The sequence below is a fragment of the Shewanella pneumatophori genome, from assembly GCF_023283895.1.
Taxonomy (GTDB): Bacteria; Pseudomonadota; Gammaproteobacteria; order Enterobacterales; family Shewanellaceae; genus Shewanella; species Shewanella pneumatophori.
On sequence record NZ_JAKILB010000009.1, the window covers coordinates 14262 to 38821 of the forward strand.

The window sequence follows — 24560 nt, forward strand, 5'->3', positions numbered from 1 at the left end:
TTACTTAGTACCAAAAATTTTATCACCTGCATCGCCAAGACCTGGCAGAATGTAACCTTGCTCGTTTAAGCAATCGTCAATTGATGCAGTGAATAGTTCGATATCAGGGTGCGCTTTTTCAAGTGCAGCAATACCTTCAGGAGCAGCTACAAGTACCAGCGCTTTAATCGCTGTACAGCCACGCTCTTTTAATAGATCGATAGTAGCAATCATTGAGCCGCCAGTAGCAAGCATTGGATCAACAATTAGCGCAATACGTGATGGCATGTCGCTAGCTAGCTTTTCAAAGTAAGGCACTGGCTCAAGTGTCTCTTCATCACGGTAAATACCAACAACAGAGATACGAGCACTTGGAACGTGCTCAAGCACGCCATCCATCATACCAAGACCAGCACGTAAGATTGGCACTACAGTAACCTTCTTACCTTTGATCTGATCAATTTCAACCGGACCATTCCAACCATCAATCGTTACTTTTTCAGTTTCAAAATCAGCCGTTGCTTCATATGTTAGTAGACTGCCTACTTCTGCCGCTAATTCGCGAAAACGCTTCGTGCTAATATCACCTTCGCGCATTAATCCAATTTTATGACGGACTAAAGGGTGCTTAACTTCAACGACTTTCATCTTGTTCTCCTGATTTTCTAACGTATTTTTCACGGTAAATTTTAACGATTCTAGTAGATTTGTTCATATAGGAAAACTTAAAGTTTCAAAAAGGCGGTAAATCGTGACCTCTGTCGCTAAGTTAATTGAAAAACTTAGCTTTCGACGCTAGTCACAAGCTGATAGAATAGCGCCGCGTAAAATCCAATAATAATCTATACCCGTACCCGAGAGGATCTCCGTGAGCACTCCTACTACCCCACTAAGCTATAAAGATGCAGGCGTTGATATTGATGCCGGAAATGCACTAGTTAACAACATCAAGTCAGCAGTAAAACGTACCCGCCGTCCAGAAGTTATGGGCAATCTAGGTGGTTTTGGTGCACTTTGTGAGCTACCAACTAAGTATAAGCATCCAGTACTGGTTTCTGGTACTGATGGCGTTGGTACCAAGCTACGCCTTGCTATCGACTACAAAAAGCACGATAACGTTGGTGTTGATTTAGTTGCAATGTGTTCAAACGATTTAATCGTTGCAGGTGCAGAGCCACTGTTCTTCCTTGACTACTATGCAACTGGCAAACTTGATGTTGAAGTTGCTACAGCCGTAGTTAAAGGTATTGCTGAAGGCTGTGTACAATCTGGCTGTGCATTAATCGGCGGCGAAACAGCTGAAATGCCAGGCATGTACGAAGGCGAAGACTACGACCTTGCAGGTTTCTGCGTTGGTGTTGTAGAGAAAGAAGAAATCATCGACGGCACTAAAGTGCAAGATGGTGATGCCCTAATCGCATTAGCTTCAAGCGGTCCTCATTCAAATGGTTTCTCACTTATCCGTAAGGTATTAGAAGTGAGCAAGGCTGATCCTGAGCAAGAGCTTGCAGGTAAGCCACTGATCGACCATTTACTCGAACCTACAAAGATTTACGTTAAATCATTACTTAAATTGCTTGAAGAGCATGATGTTCACGCAATGTCGCATATTACTGGTGGTGGATTCTGGGAAAATATCCCACGTGTACTACCTGAAGATTGCAAAGCAGTGGTTAACAGCGACTCATGGCAATGGCCAGTCGTATTTAACTGGTTGATGGAAAACGGCAACATTTCACAATTTGAAATGTACCGCACCTTCAACTGTGGTGTTGGTATGGTTGTTGCCCTACCAGCAGACAAAGTCGATTCAGCCTTAACCCTGCTAAATGCAGAAGGCGAAAACGCATGGTTAATCGGTAGCATTGCCAAGCGTAACGGCGAAGAAGAGCAAGTGGAGATCCTGTAATGCCCCAGAGTTGTCGCGTTTTAGTATTAATTTCAGGTAATGGCAGTAATCTACAAGCCATTATCGATGGTTGCGATGATAACCTTCAAGCCGAAGTTGTTGGCGTAATAAGTAATAAGCCTGACGCCTACGGTTTGATCCGTGCTCACCAAAATGAGATTGATACCAGCTGCGTGATAGCTCATACCGGCGAAACAAGACAAGAGTATGACGCAAGACTATTAAGTGCGATTGAAAAATATCAACCCGACTTAGTGGTACTAGCAGGCTTTATGCGTATTTTAAGCGATGAGTTTGTTGAGCGCTTTGAAGGAAAAATGGTTAACATCCACCCTTCTCTCTTGCCTAAATATACAGGGCTACACACACACCAACGTGCCATTGATGCAAAAGATACAGAGCACGGCGCAAGCGTACATTTTGTTACGCCAGAGCTCGATGCTGGACCTGTTATCTTACAAGCAAAAGTGCCAGTTTATGAAGACGATACAGCAGATTCATTGGCGGTACGTGTCCATGAACAAGAGCACGCTATATATCCGCTAGTCGTTAAATGGTTCAGCCAGAATCGCTTAACCATGCTAGATGGCGCCGCTCAATTAGATGGTCAGCTATTACCTGCCGATGGTTATGCTGCTGACTAGTCAGCGCAAGATGTTAAAGGGTACCCTAGGGTACCCTTTTTTATTTAGGCATTCATGCAAACCAAACAACCACAATAACTCTTAAAATAACAGCCCCTTTACATAATACTTTTTATTTCAGCACTCGACTTCTTGCGCTTGCAAGCTAAGCACTATTTTCCTTGCGCCAAACCTAATCTCATTTCTATTAATAATAGCCAGAACAAACGTATTACATCAGTATGTTAGTAAGGCTATTTTTGTTACTCTACACAATATTATGCGACTAACTCATACCAATATTAGTAATTTTTAAAGGCAAGTAACGGTACAAATATGATTACACCCAAAGAATTAGAAAAATTATATGCTCAAGGGCAAAATATCAGTGCCTTGTTACGAAAAGAGCTCAATGTCGATCATAATACTCCGGAAATCATAGAAATCTCCTATGACATGCAAACGGGTTCGTATACTGAAGCGATGAAAAGTGAAGCAATGGCAAAGCATAAAGCCGAATATTCTGCAGAAATAGCCAATGTCATACTTTCTTTGTGTGATCCTAAATCAATACTAGAAGCAGGTGTTGGTGAAGCGACAACCCTTTCAGGAGTTATTAAAAGTTTAAACAAACCAATAAAAAGCTACGGCTTTGATTTGAGCTGGTCGAGAGTCGCCTATGCTAAAGAATGGTTGCTGAGCCAAGGTGTAACTAACACCACATTATGTACTGGCGACCTTTTTAATATGCCATTTATCGATAATGCTATTGATATAGTTTATACATCACACTCAATTGAGCCAAATGGTGGAAACGAAGAAGCGATCCTTAAAGAGCTCTATCGTGTTACCAATAAATACCTAATTTTACTTGAACCTGGTTACGAATTATCAAACGAAGAAATACGCCAACGAATGGATTCCCATGGTTACTGCAAAAACTTACCAACAATTGCTAAATCACTAGGTTACGATGTTATCAAACATCAGCTGTTCTCATCCTCAGCGAACCCGCTAAACCCTACTGCTTTGACAATTATTTCTAAACAAAGCAATACAGAATTACCAGACAATGTGTTTGCTTGCCCAAAATTTAAAACACCGATAACACAGATCAATAATGCTTTTTTTAGTCAAGAGGCATTAGTCGCCTACCCTATTATTGGTGATATTCCATGTTTAAGAATTGAAAACGGAATATTTGCTAGTAAGTTTCCTGAAACGGTAAAAGACTAAAGTTAAACACTATAAAAAGGCCACTTGTTAAAACAATAACAAGTGGCCTTTTTACTTTTGAAAGCGGCTAACCACTCTATCAATAGCGTAATAAATTAGTAATTAATACTATATTCCAATGCCAAACGGCGCCCGTAACCCGAGAATTGGCTACGATAGGTTTCCCAAATAACCTCTTTATTCATTTGTGAAACAAGCGGCTGGTAGTCTTCATCAAGTAAGTTATCTATACCGAAAGTAAAGCGACCAAAATCAGTATCAAAAGTTGAGACTAAATCAACTAAAGTGTAGCCGTCGTAAGGCGACTCATAAAAGCTATAACCCGCATCACTCTCACGATCGTGTTTATCTCTATCACCCACATAATTTGCTTGCAAACGAAGTGAGGCGATATCATTAAAGCGGTAATCGCCATATATTGACGCTTTAATTGGCGTAATGCGCGTACCGTTCATCCAGTAATCATCACCTGTTTCACTATTGGTGCGCTTACCTTCTGACATAGACACACTGGTACCGAATTTAATCTCTTGGTTAATTTGATAATCCAGTGTCGCTTCAAATCCCCAAACTTCTTCATCAGCAACTATGACTGCAGCAACACGCTTATCCGCTTGTGAATCGACATTATAATCGTAGGCATAACCATCTTTAATGTCTGAATAGAAGAAAGATAAGCTGCCTTGTAAGCTGTCATCACTGTAACGCAAGCCTGTTTCATAATAATTGGTTTGTGTAGCAGGGATCTCGTCAGCAAACTCGGCAACACTATCAACCGGCATGTCACGTAGCATACGCATATCGGCGTGAGAATAACCCTGGGAGTAACTGACAAAAATATCGGTACTTGCTGCAATATTATAAACAAGACCTAAGTTCACCAGAGGTTTGTCATACTTAAGCGTATCGCCTTGTTTAGCGCTCAGTAAACCTCGGCTATAGCGCATATAGTCATGCACTTCGATTTCAAAGTTCTCATAACGCAAACCCACTTGCAGGGTTAACTCATCGGTCACTTGATTCCAATATTGTGCAAATGGGCTTAATTTAGTTTCAGTTAAATCACATACCGAACAAATATATTGAGACTGGGTAATTGGATTTCCATCCGCATCGATACCTGTAAGCACGTCACGATCTCGGCCTTGTTCAGTATTATCTTTGCCGTATTCAAAACCATAAGCTAGGCGGCTTCTATCATTAATCGTCCACTGCATAGCCGCTTTAAAGCCACTGCGTGTTGAGACAATCTCAGATGCCGACTCATAGCCTACATTTACTTTGCTGTAATAGGCAGACAAGCTTAATTGCTGGCTAAAAAAGTCATTTTTATCGTAAGTCAGCTGCACCGTACTCAATTTAGTGAACGGATTAGGTCCAACGTATGGCTCACTTTTATCTATCTCAATTAGACCGTTTTCTTCATTGACAGTGCGCTTATAGTGCAACTTATTTTCGATATAATAATGATGAGCTAGCATAGCTAAGCGGCTTGATTCAAACTCCTGCTCTAGCTTAAGTAGCACGTCATATTCATCGGCATCGCCCATGCCGCCTTGATTATTCGGCGCGCCCGGTAATTGATCACCATTTGAATCATAAAGATTACCGCGGTCTTTACCCGACAAATTAAGTAAGTAACCAAGATCTGAATCAGTAGTGCCAGAAAAGCTCTGCGAAATACTATAACCGGCGTCCGAAAGTTCATCTGCAAATGCTTCAACCCCCACTCGAGTTTGCATTTCAAAATTCACACTTGGCTTTTTGGTGATCACATTAATAATTGCGCCAGCTTCGCCATTGCCGTGCATAGCACTCGCACCTTTAATCACCTCGATACTTTCAATCACATCAACGGAGATTGATTGTAGATCACGGCCACCAGCTCGTAAGGTTGTCGAAATCAGGACACCATCAATCATCACTATCGCTTTACCACCACGAAAGTTTTGACCAAATGTCGACATTGTTTCTGTACTAGGTGAAAAACCTGGCACTAAATTAGAGATCATCTCAGACAAATTCCGTGCAACCACACGCTGCAGATCTAAATCTTCTTCTGAGACAATAAAAACGGAATTAGGCGTATCGCTTAACTTTTGCGCAAACGGCGAGGCGGTAACAATGATATGTTCAATATCATCTGATTGATTAGCGACCTGCTGATTTTGTTCTGCGGTAACTGTTGTGCTTACCAAAGCACTCAATACTGCGACTCCTACGGTACTTAGCTTCACTTGTCTTTCCATAAATAAATGAGAATGGACATTATTTACATTTACTTATAGATCGCAACTATACACTAATATATTTACAAACATTACAATTTAATATTAGTAAACAATAAGCCTACGCCACAATTAACAATAACAATGGATTGTAAGCAGCGTCATTATCTAGCGCAAAATCAACCCGCTCTCCCCGCATGTTCAACTTGCTCTACTAGCACAACTTTATCTCGGCCTAGGGCTTTCGCGCGATAAAGCGCTTTATCAGCCCCCTCCAACACTTCCTGCCAGCAATCTTTGAGTAACGACGCATTGAGGCGCTTACCCACACCAATAGAAACTGTAAGGTTTAAACTCTGCGAGCCAGCAACAATCGGAGCATTTGCAATTGCTTGGCGTACTCTTTCAAAACGGTTTTGAAGCTCTGCTAAACTCACTGGCGCAGCTGATGTTGGCCAACTTAAGGAAAGAACGAACTCTTCACCGCCCCAGCGAACTAACAAATCTTGTTCACGAATATTTTTTTGAATAATACTACCGACTTGTACAAGTACTTCATCACCGATGTCGTGACCATAGTTATCATTCACCGCTTTAAAATGATCAACATCGATAATGGCTAAACACATTTGTGTACTTTGGCCTGCTGACTGCTGCTGAGCTAGGAAATCGAGAAAATAACGACGATTATACAAACCCGTTAATGTATCGATATTAGATTGTTTATAGAGCTCAAGATTCGATGATTGTAGGTTTTTATTATCATTTTCTAGCCAGTAACGCTTCTTAATCAATAGCGATATAGAGATGATTGCAACAAGTATAAAGAAACATAAAAACTTCTCTCTAATATCCTGCTCCGCCAGACGCGCTTCATGAGCATCGTTTTCAGCCGTCAATAACGCCACCTCTTGTAAGCGATATTTCTCTTTATAAGTTTCGCTTAAATTAAGTAACATTTTGCCGCGCTTATCAAATAACAGCGCTTTTTCCGCTTCATTCGCTTTACGCTGATATTCAAGCGCTATTTTAAACTCGCCTAATGCCTCATATGCCAAAGCGTAGTTATTAAACATATCTGCATGAGAGGCTTGGGTACCTATTTGTTCATACAGCAGTTTGGTTTTATTTAATGTCTCCAGAGCTGTATCTATCTCATCAAGCTTTATCAGGGCTTTAGCCAACATTCGACTACAATCTGCTTCAATAACCCGATATGCTAATTCCGAAGATCGCGCAATACATTCATTAGCCTCAGCAGTAGCATTTTCATACTGCTCGGAAGATAAATAATAGTGTAACCAAGCAGTCATTACATTGAATTGAACCCGTAACTCACCACTCTTGTCGGCACTTTTTTGTGCCTCAATAAGATAAGGTTTACTTTCGTTAACGCGACCAAGCCGCTCTAAAATAAATGCAGCATTATTATTAAACGCACTAATTTGCTCATAATCGCCTCCATGCTGCTCAACATGGGAAAGTGCATTAACGTTTGACTCCCAGGCTTTATCCCACTCTTCAATTTCAAGATAAATTAACGAAACATTTGATAAAACTTTACTGACATATGGATCTTCAGGGTGAGCCATAAAAATATCGAGGGCTTTTAGATAATACTCTAAAGCGAAGTAGTACTGATCTTGGAAGAAATAGAGAGCGGCCTTGGTATTGTAACCACGAGCAGTTAAATGAACAAAGTTAGCCTGTTTCGATAATGTAATCGAATCCTCAACTAAAGTTAAACCATCCTCATAATGGCCTTCTCGAGCAGCAAAAGTTGCTAGCCACATTTGCGCTTCTGCGATTAACCAATCTTGTTGGTGATATTTGCCTGCTTCTAACAGGTCAACTATAGCTTGTTCAGCTAACTTAGGAGAGCTGTTAGATAGTTCGATATCGTGCAAAATACGATAATAAGCAAAACCATAAAAAGCAGATGCCTCTATTTGTTGTTGGGAAATAAGCTGATGTAATCGCTCTCGTTTACGAGCCGCAACAATATTCTTATCATCTAATAGTTGAATTATTTGCTCACCATTAGGAAATTCTTCGATGGTATCAAAAGGGGAAAACTCAACAGTACTTGCAGCGTGACAGCTAACTGAAGTCACAAACAAAAAAATGAATGAAATTATCTTATCCATGACAATATCGCTAACAGAGAAGTAAGAGTAGAGCCGTAAACGTCACAAAAATCACTGCTGAAATGCAGCTAAAAATTCTATTAACGACTGTATCTTATTATTAATAAAGGAGTTAACGACACAATATCTGAAAAATAATTCAGGTCAATACAAATGTTACTATGAGAATATACACATGACTACAATTCAGCCGTATTGCCGTTAGAGAGTAGAGAAACAAACCACTTCCTGTTCGATATTTAACTTAATAGCCATTGTTTTTCAGTTCTATTTAGCATTAGATAAAGATTAACTATTCGACCAGCTAAAGTGAGCTAAGAAAGCCTAATGAAAAATATTATTTGCGATATCGATGGTGTCCTGCTGCATAACAATCAGCTTATTCCTGGAAGCGACAAATTTATACACCGTGTGCTTGAGCAAGGTAATCCTCTGGTTGTACTCACAAACTATCCAGTGCAAACCGGAAAAGATCTACAAAACCGCCTCGGTGCAGCCGGGATAAATATTCCCGAAGAATGCTTTTATACCTCAGCGATGGCGACGGCTGATTTTCTTAAACATCAACATGGCACCAAAGCCTTTGTGATTGGCGAAGGAGCACTAACCCACGAATTATATAAAGCAGGGTTCACCATCACTGATATCAATCCTGATTTCGTGATAGTCGGTGAAACCCGCTCCTATAATTGGGACATGATCCATAAAGCAGCCAAGTTTGTTAGTGAAGGGGCACGCTTTATTGCAACGAATCCCGATAGCCATGGCCCAGCTTTTAGCCCTGCATGCGGCGCATTATGTGCCCCGATTGAACGCATTAGTGGTAAAAAGCCATTTTATGTGGGTAAGCCAAGTTCATGGATCATTCGCTCAGCGCTAAATCATATTGGTGGCCACTCAGACAATACGGTAATTATTGGCGATAATATGCGAACCGACATACTCGCTGGTTTTCAATCAGGCTTAGAGACGATTCTAGTCACCAGCGGTGTTAGTTCATTAGCTGATATAGAAAAAGAACCTTTTAGGCCGAACCATATCTTTAATTGCGCGGGTGACATCGACGTTGTTTGATAAATCTTGCTTTTTAATTTCAAACTCTTAAATAGACGCAATATTAAGTAACATATTCATCTCCCAGCCCTCTTGCCATAGAGGGTTATTTTCCTCCATCATGAACAAAGCAACAGCAGAATGTCTAAAATAACAATAATAGGACCTTACTATGCGGACAATTTTGTCGGCTTGCGCATTAGCAATGTTAAGTGCTTGCAGCCAACACCCAAGTAACATCAATGACACCACAGAAGTTAGTTTTGACGAAAATCGCTTCCGACAAGACATAAAAATTCTCTCATCTGACGAATTTGAAGGGCGAGCACCGACCACCAAAGGCGAAGAACTTACCCTAACCTATTTAAGTGAAGCGTTTTCTGCAATGGGCCTCAAAAAGCCTAACGGTAAAGACTATTTGCAAGCCGTACCTATGGTGACTTACACACCCTCAGAGCAACAACAGATCCAATTAGGTGACTTAGCCGTTAAATATCGTCAAGACATAGTGCTAAGCAGCCGTCATGATCTCGCCAATATTGATATTAATAATGCGCCGCTAGTGTTTGTTGGATACGGCATTAATGCACCTGAATATCAGTGGAACGATTATCAAGACCTAGATATGGCAGGGAAAATAGCGGTGATCTTAGTCAACGATCCCGGTTTTGCGCTGCCCGACTCAGGTAAGTTTAACGGCAAGGCAATGACTTATTACGGCCGCTGGAGCTACAAGTTTGAAGAAGCAAGTCGCCAAGGTGCCTTAGGGGCGATTATTATTCACGACACCAAGCCCGCCTCATACCCTTGGTCTGTTGTTGAAAATAGCTGGACTGGCGCTCAACAAGATTTAGCCAACACAGAGCAACAATCTAAGCGTGTTAAAGTTGAAGGTTGGATGACTTACAACATCGCAGAGCAGCTATTTACTAAAGCAGGACTTTCTTTATCAACCGTTGTTGATCGCGCCGCCGCGAGCCCGATTAACCTTGCATTAAATCAAAACGCGTCAATTGCATTCGCAAACAAAGCCCAGTATAGCAATAGCTATAATGTTGTTGCGACTCTACCTGGCAGTACCCGCCCTGACGAGCAGCTGTTATTTACTGCGCACTGGGACCACATCGGCATTGATCCCAATAAACAGGGTGACCAAATTTATAATGGCGCACTCGATAACGCCTCTGGCACTGCAGGTATTTTAGAAATTGCACGCCAGTTTGCCGACCAAGCCAATAAGGGCAAGCCGCTTGCTCGCTCACTCACCTTTATCGCCACAACCGGTGAGGAACAAGGTTTACTCGGCTCACGCTATTACGCGGCAGATCCAATCTACCCGCTTGATAAAACAGTCGCTGTGTTTAACCTCGATAGCACTAACGTCTATGGCCGCACTTTAGATTACACCATTATTGGTAAAGGTAAATCAGAGCTTGAGAACTACCTTATTGATGCGCTAAAAAGCCAAAACCGTACCGCAAAAAGTGAAAAGTATCCTGAAGCTGGCGGCTTTTTCCGCTCAGATCATTTCAGCTTTGCCAAAAAAGGCGTACCTGCTATTTTTGCTGGCGGTGGCAGTGAGCCAGTAGATGAAGCTACAGCCCAATATAAAGCGGCAATGCAGATTAAAATGAAAGGTTGCTACCATAATGTGTGTGATGAATATCGTGAAGACTGGGATCTTTCTGGTGCGCTAGAAGATCTCGCCATTTTTTATCAAGCAGCTGCTACACTTGGTAATAACAACGATTGGCCTGGATATTATAAAGGCACCGAATTTAACGCATTGCGTCCAGCTAAGGCTGATGCGATGCAATAAAACGCTATTATCACGTTTCCAACTAGCCGGCTTGCTACCCACTTGTCGGCTTTTTTTTAGCATAAATTCAGCCTTTAGCTGAGCCTATCTGTTAACTACTCACCTATTTACGTCGCTATCTTACGTTCGCGTAAGCTTTTGCAATAATCCACAAATATCCGTACTTTATGCCATATCACTGGCAATAGCTTACCGATTAATCTGTTAAAACAAACTTTTTCAGTAAAAACTGAAAAAAATGATTATTCACATCTCGTTATAGATTATCCAGTCACTGCGCCATATTCCACTGTGTAACCAAACAATTCTCACCAAAACAACATAAAAATTATTTAATCATCATTTTAAAAAATAATTCAATGAACAAAACACCAGTAAAAAGACCCAAATACCGACAAATCATCACAAACCGGTTTGTATTATTAAATATTCAATGGCACAGTAATAGGCAATTGAGATTAAGACAGAATTTTTTTGGAGTGACCTATGTGTTCAATTTTTGCAATTTTAGATATCCAGTCAGATGCTACGCCACTGCGTCAAGTCGCTCTTGAAATGTCTAAGTTACTGCGTCATCGCGGCCCGGATTGGTCTGGCATTTACAGCAGCGATAAAGCGATTTTGGCCCACGAGCGCTTAGCGATTGTTGATATTGAGCACGGCGCTCAACCACTATTGAGCCAAGATGGCTCTATCGTGTTAGCCGTAAACGGTGAGATCTACAACCATAAAGAGCTAAAAGCCGAGCTAGGCGAAAAGTACAGCTACCAAACTAACTCAGATTGTGAAGTCATTTTGGCGCTATACCAAGAATACGGCACCGAGTTCCTCGATAAACTTAACGGCATTTTCGCGTTCGTACTTTACGATAAAGCCAAAGATACTTATTTAGTTGGCCGAGATCACATGGGCATTATCCCGCTATATACTGGCCGTGACGCAGAAGGTAACTTCTATGTCGCATCAGAAATGAAAGCATTAATGCCAGTTTGTAAAACCGTAGAAACCTTTACTCCTGGCCATTACCTTTCAAGTGAACAAGGTGAGCTCACTCATTACTATCAACGTGATTGGCGCGAGTTTGCTGCAGTGCAAGATAACCCTGCAAGTGCAGAAGATGTGCGTGAAGCACTAGAAGCGGCAGTAAAACGCCAATTAATGTCTGATGTACCTTATGGCGTGCTTTTGTCAGGCGGACTTGACTCATCAGTCATCTCAGCGATTACGCAAACATTTGCTAAACGCCGTATCGAAGATGATGGTGAAAGCAATGCATGGTGGCCACAGCTGCACTCATTTGCAGTGGGACTTGAAGGCGCACCAGACCTCATTGCCGCGCAAAAAGTAGCCGATGCAATTGGCACTATTCATCATGAAATCACTTTTACCTTCCAAGACGGTATTGATGCGATTAAAGATGTGATTTATCACTTAGAAACATACGATGTCACCACCATTCGTGCAGCAACACCTATGTACTTAATGGCTAGAAAAATCAAAGCTATGGGCATTAAAATGGTATTGTCGGGCGAAGGTGCTGACGAGCTATTTGGCGGTTACTTATACTTCCACAAAGCGCCAAACGCACAAGCATTCCATGAAGAGCTGGTACGCAAGCTAGATAAGTTACACCTATTTGACTGTCTACGTGCCAACAAAGCCATGGCAGCATGGGGACTAGAAGCTCGCGTACCGTTTTTAGATAAAGAGTTTATGGACGTGGCCATGCGTACTAACCCAGAAGCTAAAATGTCTAAAAACGGCAAAATCGAGAAACACATTTTACGTGAAGCTTTTGAGCATAAATTGCCAAAAGAAGTGGCATGGCGCCAAAAAGAGCAATTTAGCGATGGCGTGGGTTACTCTTGGATTGATGGCCTAAAAGACCATGCCGCTGAACAAGTAGATGATTTAAAGTTGGCAAACGCGAAATTTAGATTCCCATACAACACACCTGAAACCAAAGAAGCGTATTTTTACCGTACTTTCTTTGAAGAATTGTTCCCGCTACCAAGTGCAGCAGAAACAGTGCCAGGTGGTAAGTCAGTAGCCTGCTCAACACCTGAAGCATTAGCATGGGATGAGAGTTTACAAGGCATTATCGACCCATCAGGCCGTGCAGTGCAGTCAGTTCATGACAGCGCATACTAACGTCTTAGAAAACGCTTAACGCACTAGTATAACTAAACAAAAAGCCACTCTACTGAGTGGCTTTTGTATATGTGAAACTAAACGCCAATCTAATTCAGAGCTTTAAAATAGTGTTGCTGTTTAATATCTACAATTTCAATAGTGACACTTGAAACCGTGGCGGTAATTAGTGCGATAGCATCATAGACTCGCTCAAGTAGAAGCGCTTTTTGCTCATCCGTTCGCCCGGGCATTATCGCGATATTTAAATGAATAAAGTGATTGTTTACGTCTTCGCCAACTTGATAATAATCACAAGCGTGTGCTCGAGTTTTTATCGCTTTAGGCTCAAACAACTCTGACTCAATTAACCCTCTGTGGCTTGCCGTGACTAACGCTTCAATAGAGAGCTGCTGAGCTAAGGGTGCCGAATATTCAATGGTGCAATGTGGCATAACTTGCCCTTGTTTTACATAACAGTGAAATGACTAAACCATAACCCAACGGGTATTAATCGTACAGCTATTGCATGTTTTAGAGTTGATGTAAATAAATGGGTTAAAGCCAATAAAAAAGGGAAGCCTAAGCTCCCCTTTCAATAACGCGAAACTCGCATTAATTTATCACGCTTGAATAAGCGCTGCCGCTAAACCAATTAAGCCACCAAACACGCCACCCCATACAACAAGCCAGCCCAAATGTTCACGGATCATCTCTTGTACGATCTCTTTAACAAGCTGCGGTGTTAGCTCATTAAGTCTCTGAGTAACAATCTCTTCCACTTTAGCGCGCATATCAGCAATCATATTTGGCTGCTCAAGTTCGGCTTTAACCAGTGCATAGAAATCATCGCTTTGCGCAATTTCACTTAATGAGGTTTTCATTTTCTCAATAAAAGGCTCACGCAGCGGCGTAATGGCATCGCTACCACCAAACATAGCCAACATACCACCGAGTGATGATTGTTCAACCGTTTTAACTAATGCGTCAAATGCAGGCGATAAATCAATATTATCAATTACTGGCTGCAAGTTAAGTTGCTTTTCAACTCCACCTTCACCCGATAGAAATCGATCGATATTCTCTTCGGTAAAAAACTGCTTCATCATCAGGTTAGCAATTGCTGCTTTAAACTCTTCAAAACGTGAAGGGATTACGCCAGAGCCATATAAGCCTGGAACCTTTTCAAACAGCATATGGATTGCCAGCCAGTTGGTGACAGCACCAGATAGCGCAAACAAGCCAACAGTTAACACGATTGGCAAAGCAAACAAGTAACCAACAGCAACTAAAATAGCCGCGATCAGATTGGTAATAACACTTTTATTCAAGCTAATTCCCCAAAAGCATGATTGAAAACGCGCTATGGTATCAATCTAGAAAGACACTAAGCAATAGTCGATATTCGCTTACCCTCAAGATTCTGTGCGCTAGGCTTGATCATCTTGTTTTATCGCCGTTATCAATGTCCCGCTATCGTAACTTTATATTGCTTCTGAAATCGTCAAATAACCTAATCAATACATAAGAATCATTTTGCTTTGCAAACAAGCTGAACAATAAAACGCCTTTTGTAACAAGTGTTTTCATTGGTTAACGATTTCGGTCAATTTAGCAAAAAACATTATGATACCGGACTCATTTACTTGATAATGACGCTAAAATAAGTAGTACGATGATCAACTGTTAACAGAAGTTGTACTTATGATGCTTCTACAACATAAAGAGCCAGATACGGCTCGAATTAAATCGGCAAAGGTTTAGTATGTCTTTTCTCAAAAAATTGCTTCAGCCAATACTTAGTGGCTATCGTCAGCGCCCAAGATATCAGCGCTTAATCATTATTTTTTCCGCGCTTTATTTATGTTTCACAGCCATTTTGGGGCTATTAGTACCTTATGTTGCTGTTAAACAAGCTCCTCAACAATTATCACAGCTTTTACAGCGACCGGTCACTTTACAAGATATAAAGATAAACCCATTTACTCTTGACGTTGCCATCGATAACTTTCAATTGCACGAAACCAATAACCAACCTTTTGTTGGCTTTAAGCAACTGACATTTGAATTACAATTTTGGGACTCTTTGTTTAATAGGGCTTATAGCGTTACCAACGTAACCCTTACGCAGCCTAACGTGAATATTGAGCGGATCAAAGCACCGCAACCTTTACACTTTAACTTTTCAGATATTATTGACACCTTAGCCAAACAGCCAACGACTAAAGAGAGCGAACCCAACCAGTCGCCGTCAGCGCTGCCTCACTTTATTATCAGTAACTTGGCAATTGTTAAAGCTGACTTAAACTTCGAGGATCAGGTTAACGATGCGCAGCTTCATTACCCTGAATTCAATTTGAATGTGAAGTATTTTGACTCAAAACACGCAATTCAGACAGCGCTTAGCCAACAAGCTGATGGCCATTCTACTCACTCAGATTTAAACCGTTATTCAGTGCATATTGTTGGTCGAAAAGGAGGAGAGATCTCTACACAGGGCCAAGTGCAATTATCACCGCTAAATGTAATTGGCGATGTGCAGCTGAGCAACATTCAGCTGCCACAATTTTGGTCGTTTATCTCTGAGCAATTTGCCCCCGTTTTAAGCTCTGGACGCTTAACACTTTCGAGTAATTATCAGCTACAAATACAAGACGACAAACTCGCCGTTAAAACTGATAGCGGCTTACTGCAACTTGATGATATTAACTTTGATTACCAACAACAATCAGTTATAAACCTTCCCAAGATCGCCCTGCAAGGCATAGCCTTTGATCTGCAAAAGCAAACCGTTACGGCACAATCTCTTGATACCAATGGTTTAGTGTTAAACACTAAACTTGATAAAAACGGTGTTGACCTTGCAAGAATATTTACACCAATTGCAGATAGCAGCACTGATGTAAACAAGCAAAAAACAGAAGCTATTGAGACCCAAGCAGCTGATACATCTGAACAACACAAAATAGCCAACAATCGAGATAAATCAGCTAAGCCTAACTGGAGTGCCGTGCTACAAAAGATAAACCTTGAAAATTATCAAGTGAATCTGACAGAGGCATTAGTGACTAAAGGTACCCCATGGCAAATTGCTGATATTGCGCTAACCACTGGTGTGATAACTGCGAGTTTAGCTGATCCGATAGACTATCAACTGTCACTGAACATTAATCAACAAGGTCACATTGGCTCTAGCGGCAGTATTGATGCTTTAGCACAAACAGCGAATACCCAGCTCACTGTCAGTAATTTTGCATTAGCGCAGCTACAGCAGTATCTGAGCCCATACATCAATATCGAGCTTAAACAAGGTAAATTTAATACCCAAGGTGCTCTGGTGTTCAATGCTAAAACAGAGCAATTAACCTATGCAGGTAACTTGCTCGTTAACGATTTATTAATTAAAGATAAAGCCCAGCAAAAAGAGCTATTGAAATGGCAAGCATTAGACATCAATAGTCTTGAGTTCAACAAACAGGATAATCGCCTCGATATTGATCAAGTCGCGCTAACCCAACCCTACGGGCGAATTATTATTGCTAAAGATAAGAGTACCAATATTGGCGATCTTATCGTGCAAACTGCACCAGAGAAAACCGAGCAGGCTGAGCAAACTCAGCCTGAAAAAGCCGTTACTGCAAAAGTATCGACTAAGACAGCTCAAAGTGCTGCCTCTGCTAAGCCGTTAGCCCTATCAATTAATCAAATTAGCTTTAAAGATGGTTCGACCTTCTTTGCTGATAATTCATTAACGCCGAACTTTGCCGCCAGTATTGAGCATTTAGATGGCAATATTAGTCAGTTATCTTCTGATAGCAAACAAACCGCATCGGTTGATATTAAAGGTAAAATTGATCGCTACGCACCTGTTACGTTAAAAGGGGATATCAACCCGTTATTAGCACAGCCCTATTTAGATTTAGCCCTAAGCTTTAAACATGTAGAGCTAACCTCGGTAAACCCTTATTCAGGTACCTACGCAGGCTACTACATAGATAAAGGCTTACTCTCATTAGATTTAAACTATCAACTTGATAAAAACCAACTGGTTGGAGATAACCATTTAGTTGTTGACCAATTAAAGCTTGGTAAACCCAGTGACAGCTCTTTAGCAACCACCTTGCCCGTAACACTTGCCATTGCACTACTTCAAGACAGGCATGGCGTGATAGATCTAGGGCTGCAAGTATCGGGCGACGTTGATGACCCTAGCTTTAGCATTGGCAGTATTGTTATGACCGCCTTTACTAATGTAATCACTAAAGCAGTAACGGCGCCATTCACCTTGCTAGCGGGGTTACTCGGTGATGATGCTGACGAGCTAGATAAAATACAATATCTAGCTGGTGATGCCACATTAGCGCCAGAGCAACAACAAACCTTAGCTAAGCTTGCCAAAGGCCTTGCAGATAGACCAATGCTCACTTTAACCGTCGAGGGCGGCGTTAATCTTCAAGAGGATAACCAAGCGTTAAGCGAGCAACAACTGCGAGTGAAATTGGCACAAGCGGCCAATATGACACTTGAGCAACTGCCAGCAGAATTATCGCCAAGTAATTACCCTATTACCGGCCCTCTTTCTGATGCATTAATCAGCCTATACGAAACAGAGCTTGCAAGTCCGGCGTCGCAGGTAAAAGATAAAATTGCAGCAGAGCATCAAGCTGATGAAGCGCTTAGTGAAGAGCAATTATTAAGGCGCTGGCATATTGCACTTTATAATTTCACCTTAGGCGCGCAGCGAATAAATGAAGGTGCATTGGGTAAACTAGCGCAAGCTCGAGCAACTGCAGTAAAAACCTACCTTATTGAACAACAAAAAGTTGACCCTAAGAGAGTATTTCTACTCGATAGCCGGGTTGAGCTTAACACTAAGGCCAGCCAAGCTCTGCTAACATTAGGCACAAACTAACAAGTGTGTTGAGCACCAAAATTAGCTCATCCTCAAGGCATGCTACGGCATGCCTTTTCGTTATTTATCAGCCTAGGTTGTTTCATTAGCTGGCTTTGGTTTAAACCGCTTAAACTGGCATTTCGCTTTTCTTTAGCTTGTGCCATAAAGTAATGCTTTTTATATAATTAGCGATAAGTTAGATTGTTAAAAAGACAGGAATTCGAATCAATATATTTATGTAAAGGAATGCCATGAATATCGCCCTACTCAGTAATCCAAACACTGATAATGCACAAACAGCCATCGCACTATTGCTTGAGTCAGTTAAACAGCAAGCAGGCACCAAACTAAACATTGGTTATATCGCCTCAGAGCCTGATCCACAGCGGCAATACTACCTTCAAACACAAGCTATGTATCAAGCGCATAACGCTGAACTCAATGTTTATCTTGAATTAGAATCCGGCTTTTGCGAAAACAGCCTAAAATCACTATTAAACTGCGATGTTATTCATCTTTCTGGTGGTGATACTTTTCGATTTTTAAAAGCACTGAAACAGCAAAGTCTTCTGCCAGTGCTGCGTCAATATAGTGTGAATGGCGGCGCAATCGTTGGCGTTAGTGCTGACGCCATGATAATCACCCCATCGATTGCTAGCGCACCACTTTGCGGTGATAACAATGACTGCCAACTCGAGGATTTAACGGCGCTTAATCTAGTTGATTTTATGTTTGTCCCCCATGCGACAGACAAACAACTCAAAGAGGCTCGCCTGCCACAACAGGCAAAGTTTGAGCACACAATATGCTTTTGTCCTGATGACGCAGCCCTAGTTTCGCTATCGGGTCAACTTCAAGTCGTTGGCCAGCCTGAATGGCAAAAGTCGTAAAGATGAAAGCAGATCTTTAATCAATACTTTCAACCCTGTAACGCTTGAGTTAAAATCTGCGCGAGAATCAATACATCAGAGGTAGTTAATGTTTATCATTCGTTGGGTATTAGGCCGTATCATTTTGTTTTTAAACTTTGTTTTTGCGCCTAAAAAACTAAAGCGTCCAGCTGAAGAACAACAAAAAATCGATAATGCCACTAGCAATTTGACGATTTACGAATATAAAGCCTGCCCATTTTGCGTAAAGGTTCGTCGTTCTTTACGTCGCCAAGGCTTAAATATCGTCACTCTAGATGCCAAACAAGAGCCGCATAAAAGCACCCTATTAAATGGCGGCGGCAAACTGCAAGTTCCTTGTATGAAGATTGAAGAAAATGGCCAATCGACATGGATGTACGAATCATCAGAGATCATTAACTTTTTAGATAAAAAGTTTGCTTAGTTTTTCTAAATTCTAAGCTTAAAAGGCAGCAGTGACGCTGCCTTTTTCATTTAATCACATTAGCTTTTACATCTCACATGTGTACTGACTTGGTTACAAATTTCCTCTATAACTTTCTGCCCTGCTTGCTGATAATTATTTGTCAGTAAATAGTCAGCGATTTCAAACATTGAATCGGTACCGCCCGCTGTTTGCGCCACTGCAAAAGCAACATGCTGGCTTAGTGCTATTTGCTGGTTTTCAGATGTTGCATAATGCGCTACTAATCTTTGTAAGGTTCCATTAGGTACATCAATCTGAAAACCAAATCGGTGTGATAGATCTTGATAATACTTTGCAAGTACATCTATACCCGACACTTTTATTTCATAAGATGGTTGCCAACCCGAAAAGGTCGTTTTTAGTGCAAACTGCATTGACGAATGTTTAGTTGTACGATGAGATTGCTCGGGAAAAGATTGAAAAATATACCGAGAATTAGAAACCTTAGCCAAAGATTCATTCAGTTCCGAAAATGCCACCTGCATGTGTTCACCTTCATTGGCAATAGTAACGATTAGCGGCGATGTTTGTTTTAAAGCACTCAAACTCCGTTGTTTAACTTGCTTAACAATATACTCATCATCTAATGACGGACTAAATGCAAAATATTGGGAAAAGTCAGCATGACCATTTAACCAACTATCTAGAACAAAACGACCTGAATTCGAGTGCCCCGATAAAATACTAAAAGATGATGTACGATAATTTTTATCAATAAATGGCTTTAGCTCTTGGATTAAAAATTTACCAAAGGCAGTCAAATCACCATTATTTGGCTTAAGCTCGCTGCCCCGACTTTCTATTCCAACCACAATAAAATTAGGGACTTGTTCGCTTAGAAGGTCTATTACAGATAAGGTTGGCAACATATCCCACTGCCCATGTAATACATAAAGCACTGGGTAACTCTTACCGGTATCCGCATAGAGTTCTGGAAGCTTGATCAGCAAATCTCTTTGTTGTTCTAATACTTCAGACTCTAGCTTAACTTGCTCTGCTAAAATCAAATCTGATGCTAATATTGGCATTGAGATAAACATGATACTCAACAACAATCCTTTAGTTCGCCCTCGTTGCAACAATCCCATCAATCACTATCCTTGTGGTTTTATATTTATGTCTATTTTTTTCTTTAAGCAAGTAACCTATGAGCTATGAATCTAAGCTCAATCTATTTTCGCTATCTTGTGGTAGAGACTGTAGCTCAAAATCTCTGCATAATAATCCATACAATCGCTCTTACTACTATTAACTCAACAAGCAACAACTGAGTTACATACCAACCTTAAAGTAAACCAATTCAAATCAGCACTAAGCGACATCGTGCTTAACATCACAAAAAACACCTATAATTTCAACATCACCAACTCTCTATCTAGCAATTTTCAAGTAAAATCTGATTGGCTTTTAAACATAAACGATATTCAACCACTTTCACCAATAACTTCACAATCGATTTTATTGGTGAATTCCACTAATAAATACTGAAAAAGTAAGATTATCAGTCAACACATGTGTTCAAGTTCATTTATTTGAAGAAGATCAGTTAAAAACAGAAATATTCAATTGACAGGTTTGTCTCGTAAATGTTTCTATATAGCCACTGAAACAAACAAGATGAATTTCCAATGACACAGTTTACAACTTTCCAAAACATTAACTGGTGGTGGCACTTCCCAACTTAGCGGGTGGTGTGGAACTGTGTACTCAAAATATTGAGACAAGATTCAACAAGAAAGCCCGCATACTTGCGGGCTTTCTTGTATCTAACATTTAAATAGCGAGAAACGACAAGCCCAAGGCAGCGGGGAATGACCAATCAAATCTTCTAGTTAAGCCGATTGGTATAAGATAAAGTGAGATAAAACAATGAATAATGCATTACCCTACAAGGCAGGAGCATAAGCATGGCAACCGATACTATCGCTAAAGTCGTCACTCAAAAACAAGAGCTGGCCTATCACGATGATCCGCTGCGCTTATATCAGCATGTCACTCAAGATGCACCGCATACCATGCTGCTTGAATCCGCAGAAATAGAAAGTAAAGATCACTTAAAAAGTATCGTATTAACTCACGCTGCGATGAAGATCCGCTGCGATGGTTACCAATTACAATTTAGTGCGCTGACCAATAATGGGCAAACGCTTCTTACGCCAATCAAACAGTTTTTCACTGTCCACTTCCCGCAAAGTCACTGTGAACATAGTAGCGATAACAGCTTAGCTGTTACATTACAAAAGCAAGTGGATCAACTCGATGAAGATGCTCGTTTAAAGTCAACTTCTCCTCTTGATGGTTTAAGATTGTTAGTTAAACATATCCGCTGTGATGAAAGCCCTGAGTTTGAAGATCTGTTTTTAGGTGGTGTACTGGCATACGATCTAATTGATACCGTTGAACCTCTGCCAAGCGTACCAGAAGGTGATAACACCTGCCCTGACTACCTATTTTATCTAGCAGAAACCTTAATACTGGTTGACCACCAGCAACAAAGCGCTGAAATTGTCACTCACCAGTTTGTCGCGCCATCAAAAGGCACCAGCGAAAGCATTAAGGCTTCTCTTTCATTACGCATGACAAAGCTACAAGATGCTTGTCATGCACTCGCGCCCGTTGCAGACCTAATAAGTATTAACGCCGAAACCCAAGTTAATATTTCAGACAATGATTTTAAAAACACCGTCATTGATCTAAAAGAGCACATTATTGCCGGCGATATTTTCCAAGTCGTACCATCGCGCAGCTTTAGCCTACCTTGCCCAAACACTTTAGGTGCGTACCGCGCATTAAGACTGACAAACCCAAGCCCATACATGTTTTACTTTCGCGGTGATGACTTCACCTTATTTGGCGCATCGCCAGAAAGCGCACTGAAATATGAAGCACAAACCAATCAAGTCGAAATTTATCCAATTGCTGGCACGCGTAAGCGCGGTAAAACAGCCAGCGGCGAAATCGATTTTGATCTTGATAGCCGTAACGAGCTTGAGCTGCGCCTCGATAAAAAAGAATTGTCAGAGCACATCATGTTAGTTGATTTAGCGCGCAACGATATCGCTCGCATTAGCCAAAACGGTACTCGCAAAGTCCCAGAGCTGTTAAAAGTCGATAGATACAGCCATGTAATGCATCTTGTTAGCCGCGTTACTGGTCAGCTTCGCAGTGATCTAGATGCACTGCACGCCTACCAAGCATGCATGAATATGGGCACCTTAACTGGCGCGCCAAAAGTCAGCGCAGCGCAGCTTATTCGCGGCGCTGAAAAAACACGTCGCGGCAGCTACGGCGGCGCAGTAGGTTACTTAAATGGTTTGGGTGATATGGATACCTGCATTGTTATTCGCTCTGCCTTTGTAAAAGATGGCACAGCCTTTATTCAAGCTGGCGCTGGGGTAGTATTCGATTCAGATCCACAAGCAGAAGCTGATGAAACTCGCCAAAAGGCACAAGCGGTAATAAGCGCGATAAAAATGGGAGGTGGACTATGAAAATCTATTTACTCGATAACTTCGACTCGTTCACTTACAACTTAGTCGACCAGTTTAGAAGCCTGGGTTATGAGGTCGTTATTTACCGAAATGATGTTGATGCCGACTTTATCGCTAGCAAACTATTAAACGAAACCGTACCGGCAGCCCTTGTGTTATCACCAGGTCCTGGCGCGCCACATGAAGCAGGCTCGCTAATGGCCTTAATACAGCGTGTAGCCGGTAAAGTACCAATGCTAGGCATTTGTCTTGGCCACCAAGCCTTGGTTGAGCATTACGGCGGCAAAGTTGAGCGCGCAAATCAAGTGGTTCATGGTAAAGCTAGCCCCACTTATCACAGCGGTGAAGACATTTTTGCCAACCTGCCCTCGCCCTTGCCAGTAGCTCGCTATCACAGCCTAGTAGCGACTAAAGTGCCTGAATGTTTAGATGTGATTGCGACTACTGAAAATATGCCAATGGCGATTATCCACCGTGAAGATAAAGCAGTTGGCTTTCAGTTTCATCCGGAGTCAATTTTAACCACTTTAGGTAGCCAATTATTAGTACAAAGCTTAGATTACTTATCACGCGCACTGAATGAAAATAGCCAAGATAATGACCAAGGATAAGATGATGACTCATACAGAAATCAAACCTTCAGCAGCCCTTATCGAAACACTTTATCAGGGTGAGAGCTTAACCCGAGCGGAAGCTAAATCGCTATTTAGCCAGATCATTCAAGGCGAAATGAATGAAGTCACTATGGCCGGCATGTTAGTGGCGATGAAAATGCGCGGCGAAACCATTGATGAAATATCCGGTGCCGCTGATGCGCTGCGCGCAGCGGCCAAAGCTTTCCCTGCACCGAGTGAATCAACCGTTAATCAAGGGATTGTCGATATCGTTGGTACAGGCGGCGACGGCCACAACACCATTAATATCTCAACAACCGCGGCTTTTGTTGCCGCCGCCGCGGGTGCCAAAGTAGCGAAGCATGGTAACCGCAGCGTTTCGAGTAAATCTGGTTCATCTGATTTACTGGCGCAATTTGGTATCGATTTAACCATGGCGCCAGAAACAGCCCGTGATTGCTTAGATGAGCTAGGTCTGTGTTTCTTGTTTGCTCCTCATTATCACGGCGGCGTGGCTCACGCAGTACCGGTGCGCCAAGCACTTAAAACTCGTACGCTATTTAATGTATTAGGGCCGTTAATCAATCCATCTAAGCCAGATTTTATGCTGTTAGGTGTTTATAGCCCTGAGCTGGTCGCCCCAATTGCACAAGTGGTAAAAGCCCTAGGGATAAAACGTGCCATGGTCGTTCATGGTAGCGGTCTTGATGAAGTTGCACTGCACGGCGACACCTTAGTCAACGAGCTTAAAGATGGCGTTATCAACGAGTATCGCATTACGCCAGCTATGCTGGGTGTCAGTGAGGCAAAACTGACGGATTTAGAAGGCGGCGCACCGGATGAAAATGCCGATTACACTCGCGCGATTTTACAAGGTACAGGGCAACAAGCGCATATGAATGCGGTCGCCATCAATGCTGGCTGTGCGCTTTATGTTGCAGGCGTTAGCGAAGACATAAAATCAGGGACTGCATTGGCACTTGAAACTATCAGTAGCGGTAAAGCCTTTGAGTTATTAACCCAATTGGCTAGCGCTAGCCAGGCTGCTAAAGGAGCTTAA

18 protein-coding genes are annotated in these 24560 nt (G+C 41.7%); 12 read left to right on the forward strand and 6 right to left on the reverse strand.

Features of this window, described 5'->3' with window-relative positions:
• On the reverse strand, positions 1-627 hold the full coding sequence (gene upp, locus L2740_RS14500) for a uracil phosphoribosyltransferase (protein WP_248950850.1): 627 nt from the start codon (positions 625-627) through the stop codon (positions 1-3).
• Between the two features lie 220 nt (positions 628-847).
• Here upp and purM point away from each other — a divergent pair, with 220 nt between their 5' ends.
• The 3 genes from purM to L2740_RS14515 all read left to right on the forward strand — a co-directional run bounded on the left by purM (position 848) and on the right by L2740_RS14515 (position 3747).
• Positions 848-1888: a phosphoribosylformylglycinamidine cyclo-ligase gene (gene purM, locus L2740_RS14505; RefSeq protein WP_248950851.1), complete on the forward strand. Its 1041-nt coding sequence runs from the start codon at positions 848-850 to the stop codon at positions 1886-1888.
• The gene (gene purN, locus L2740_RS14510; protein ID WP_248950852.1) at positions 1888-2532 is read left to right on the forward strand and encodes a phosphoribosylglycinamide formyltransferase; all 645 of its coding nucleotides are present in this window, start codon (positions 1888-1890) and stop codon (positions 2530-2532) included. Before purM ends, purN begins: the two co-directional genes overlap by 1 nt.
• A 315-nt stretch (positions 2533-2847) precedes the next feature.
• Positions 2848-3747, forward strand: a complete 900-nt coding sequence (locus L2740_RS14515) for a class I SAM-dependent methyltransferase (protein ID WP_248950853.1) — start codon at positions 2848-2850, stop codon at positions 3745-3747.
• A 95-nt stretch (positions 3748-3842) separates the two neighbouring features.
• On the opposite strand, the gene L2740_RS14520 is transcribed toward L2740_RS14515, so the two are convergent.
• Both L2740_RS14520 and L2740_RS14525 read right to left on the reverse strand, forming a co-directional pair.
• Entirely contained in the window at positions 3843-5984 is a 2142-nt protein-coding gene (locus L2740_RS14520; RefSeq protein ID WP_248950854.1) for a TonB-dependent receptor, read from the reverse strand.
• Between the two features lie 170 nt (positions 5985-6154).
• The gene (locus L2740_RS14525) at positions 6155-8122 is read right to left on the reverse strand and encodes a diguanylate cyclase (protein WP_248950855.1); all 1968 of its coding nucleotides are present in this window, start codon (positions 8120-8122) and stop codon (positions 6155-6157) included.
• Between the two features lie 327 nt (positions 8123-8449).
• Here L2740_RS14525 and L2740_RS14530 point away from each other — a divergent pair, with 327 nt between their 5' ends.
• From L2740_RS14530 to asnB, 3 genes are all read left to right on the forward strand, one after another.
• Entirely contained in the window at positions 8450-9196 is a 747-nt protein-coding gene (locus L2740_RS14530) for an HAD-IIA family hydrolase (protein WP_248950856.1), read from the forward strand.
• A gap of 151 nt (positions 9197-9347) precedes the next feature.
• The gene (locus L2740_RS14535) at positions 9348-10994 is read left to right on the forward strand and encodes a M28 family metallopeptidase (protein WP_248950857.1); all 1647 of its coding nucleotides are present in this window, start codon (positions 9348-9350) and stop codon (positions 10992-10994) included.
• Between the two features lie 486 nt (positions 10995-11480).
• Positions 11481-13145: an asparagine synthase B gene (gene asnB / locus L2740_RS14540; RefSeq protein ID WP_248950858.1), complete on the forward strand. Its 1665-nt coding sequence runs from the start codon at positions 11481-11483 to the stop codon at positions 13143-13145.
• A gap of 89 nt (positions 13146-13234) precedes the next feature.
• Here asnB and L2740_RS14545 read toward each other — a convergent pair whose 3' ends face one another.
• Positions 13235-13579, reverse strand: a complete 345-nt coding sequence (locus tag L2740_RS14545; RefSeq protein WP_248950859.1) for a 5-carboxymethyl-2-hydroxymuconate Delta-isomerase — start codon at positions 13577-13579, stop codon at positions 13235-13237.
• 168 nt (positions 13580-13747) lie between these two features.
• Positions 13748-14455 carry a DUF445 domain-containing protein gene (locus tag L2740_RS14550; protein ID WP_248950860.1) on the reverse strand — a complete coding sequence of 236 codons (708 nt, stop codon included), beginning with the start codon at positions 14453-14455 and terminating at the stop codon, positions 13748-13750.
• Positions 14456-14889: 434 nt separating this feature from the next.
• Between L2740_RS14550 and L2740_RS14555 the strand changes: the two genes are divergently transcribed.
• The 3 genes from L2740_RS14555 (at position 14890) to L2740_RS14565 (ending at position 19353) form a co-directional block, all read left to right on the forward strand.
• Positions 14890-18036, forward strand: coding sequence for a DUF748 domain-containing protein (locus L2740_RS14555; protein WP_248950861.1), 3147 nt, complete (start codon positions 14890-14892; stop codon positions 18034-18036).
• A 233-nt stretch (positions 18037-18269) separates the two neighbouring features.
• Complete coding sequence (locus L2740_RS14560) at positions 18270-18908, forward strand: Type 1 glutamine amidotransferase-like domain-containing protein (RefSeq protein ID WP_248950862.1); 639 nt, start codon at positions 18270-18272, stop codon at positions 18906-18908.
• Positions 18909-18996: 88 nt separating this feature from the next.
• Entirely contained in the window at positions 18997-19353 is a 357-nt protein-coding gene (locus tag L2740_RS14565; RefSeq protein WP_248950863.1) for a glutathione S-transferase N-terminal domain-containing protein, read from the forward strand.
• Between the two features lie 59 nt (positions 19354-19412).
• On the opposite strand, the gene L2740_RS14570 is transcribed toward L2740_RS14565, so the two are convergent.
• A complete protein-coding gene (locus tag L2740_RS14570; RefSeq protein WP_248950864.1) occupies positions 19413-20402 on the reverse strand; it encodes an alpha/beta hydrolase in 990 nt (329 codons plus the stop codon).
• Positions 20403-21302: 900 nt separating this feature from the next.
• Here L2740_RS14570 and L2740_RS14575 point away from each other — a divergent pair.
• From L2740_RS14575 to trpD, 3 genes are read left to right on the forward strand one after another with little or no spacing between them, the layout of a single operon-like run.
• Positions 21303-22886 (forward strand): anthranilate synthase component 1, encoded by a 1584-nt coding sequence (locus L2740_RS14575; protein WP_248950865.1) that lies wholly within the window; start codon positions 21303-21305, stop codon positions 22884-22886.
• Entirely contained in the window at positions 22883-23497 is a 615-nt protein-coding gene (locus L2740_RS14580) for an aminodeoxychorismate/anthranilate synthase component II (protein WP_248950866.1), read from the forward strand. The genes L2740_RS14575 and L2740_RS14580 overlap by 4 nt, the downstream gene beginning before the upstream one ends.
• Positions 23498-23501: 4 nt before the next feature.
• Positions 23502-24560, forward strand: coding sequence for an anthranilate phosphoribosyltransferase (trpD, locus tag L2740_RS14585; protein ID WP_248950867.1), 1059 nt, complete (start codon positions 23502-23504; stop codon positions 24558-24560).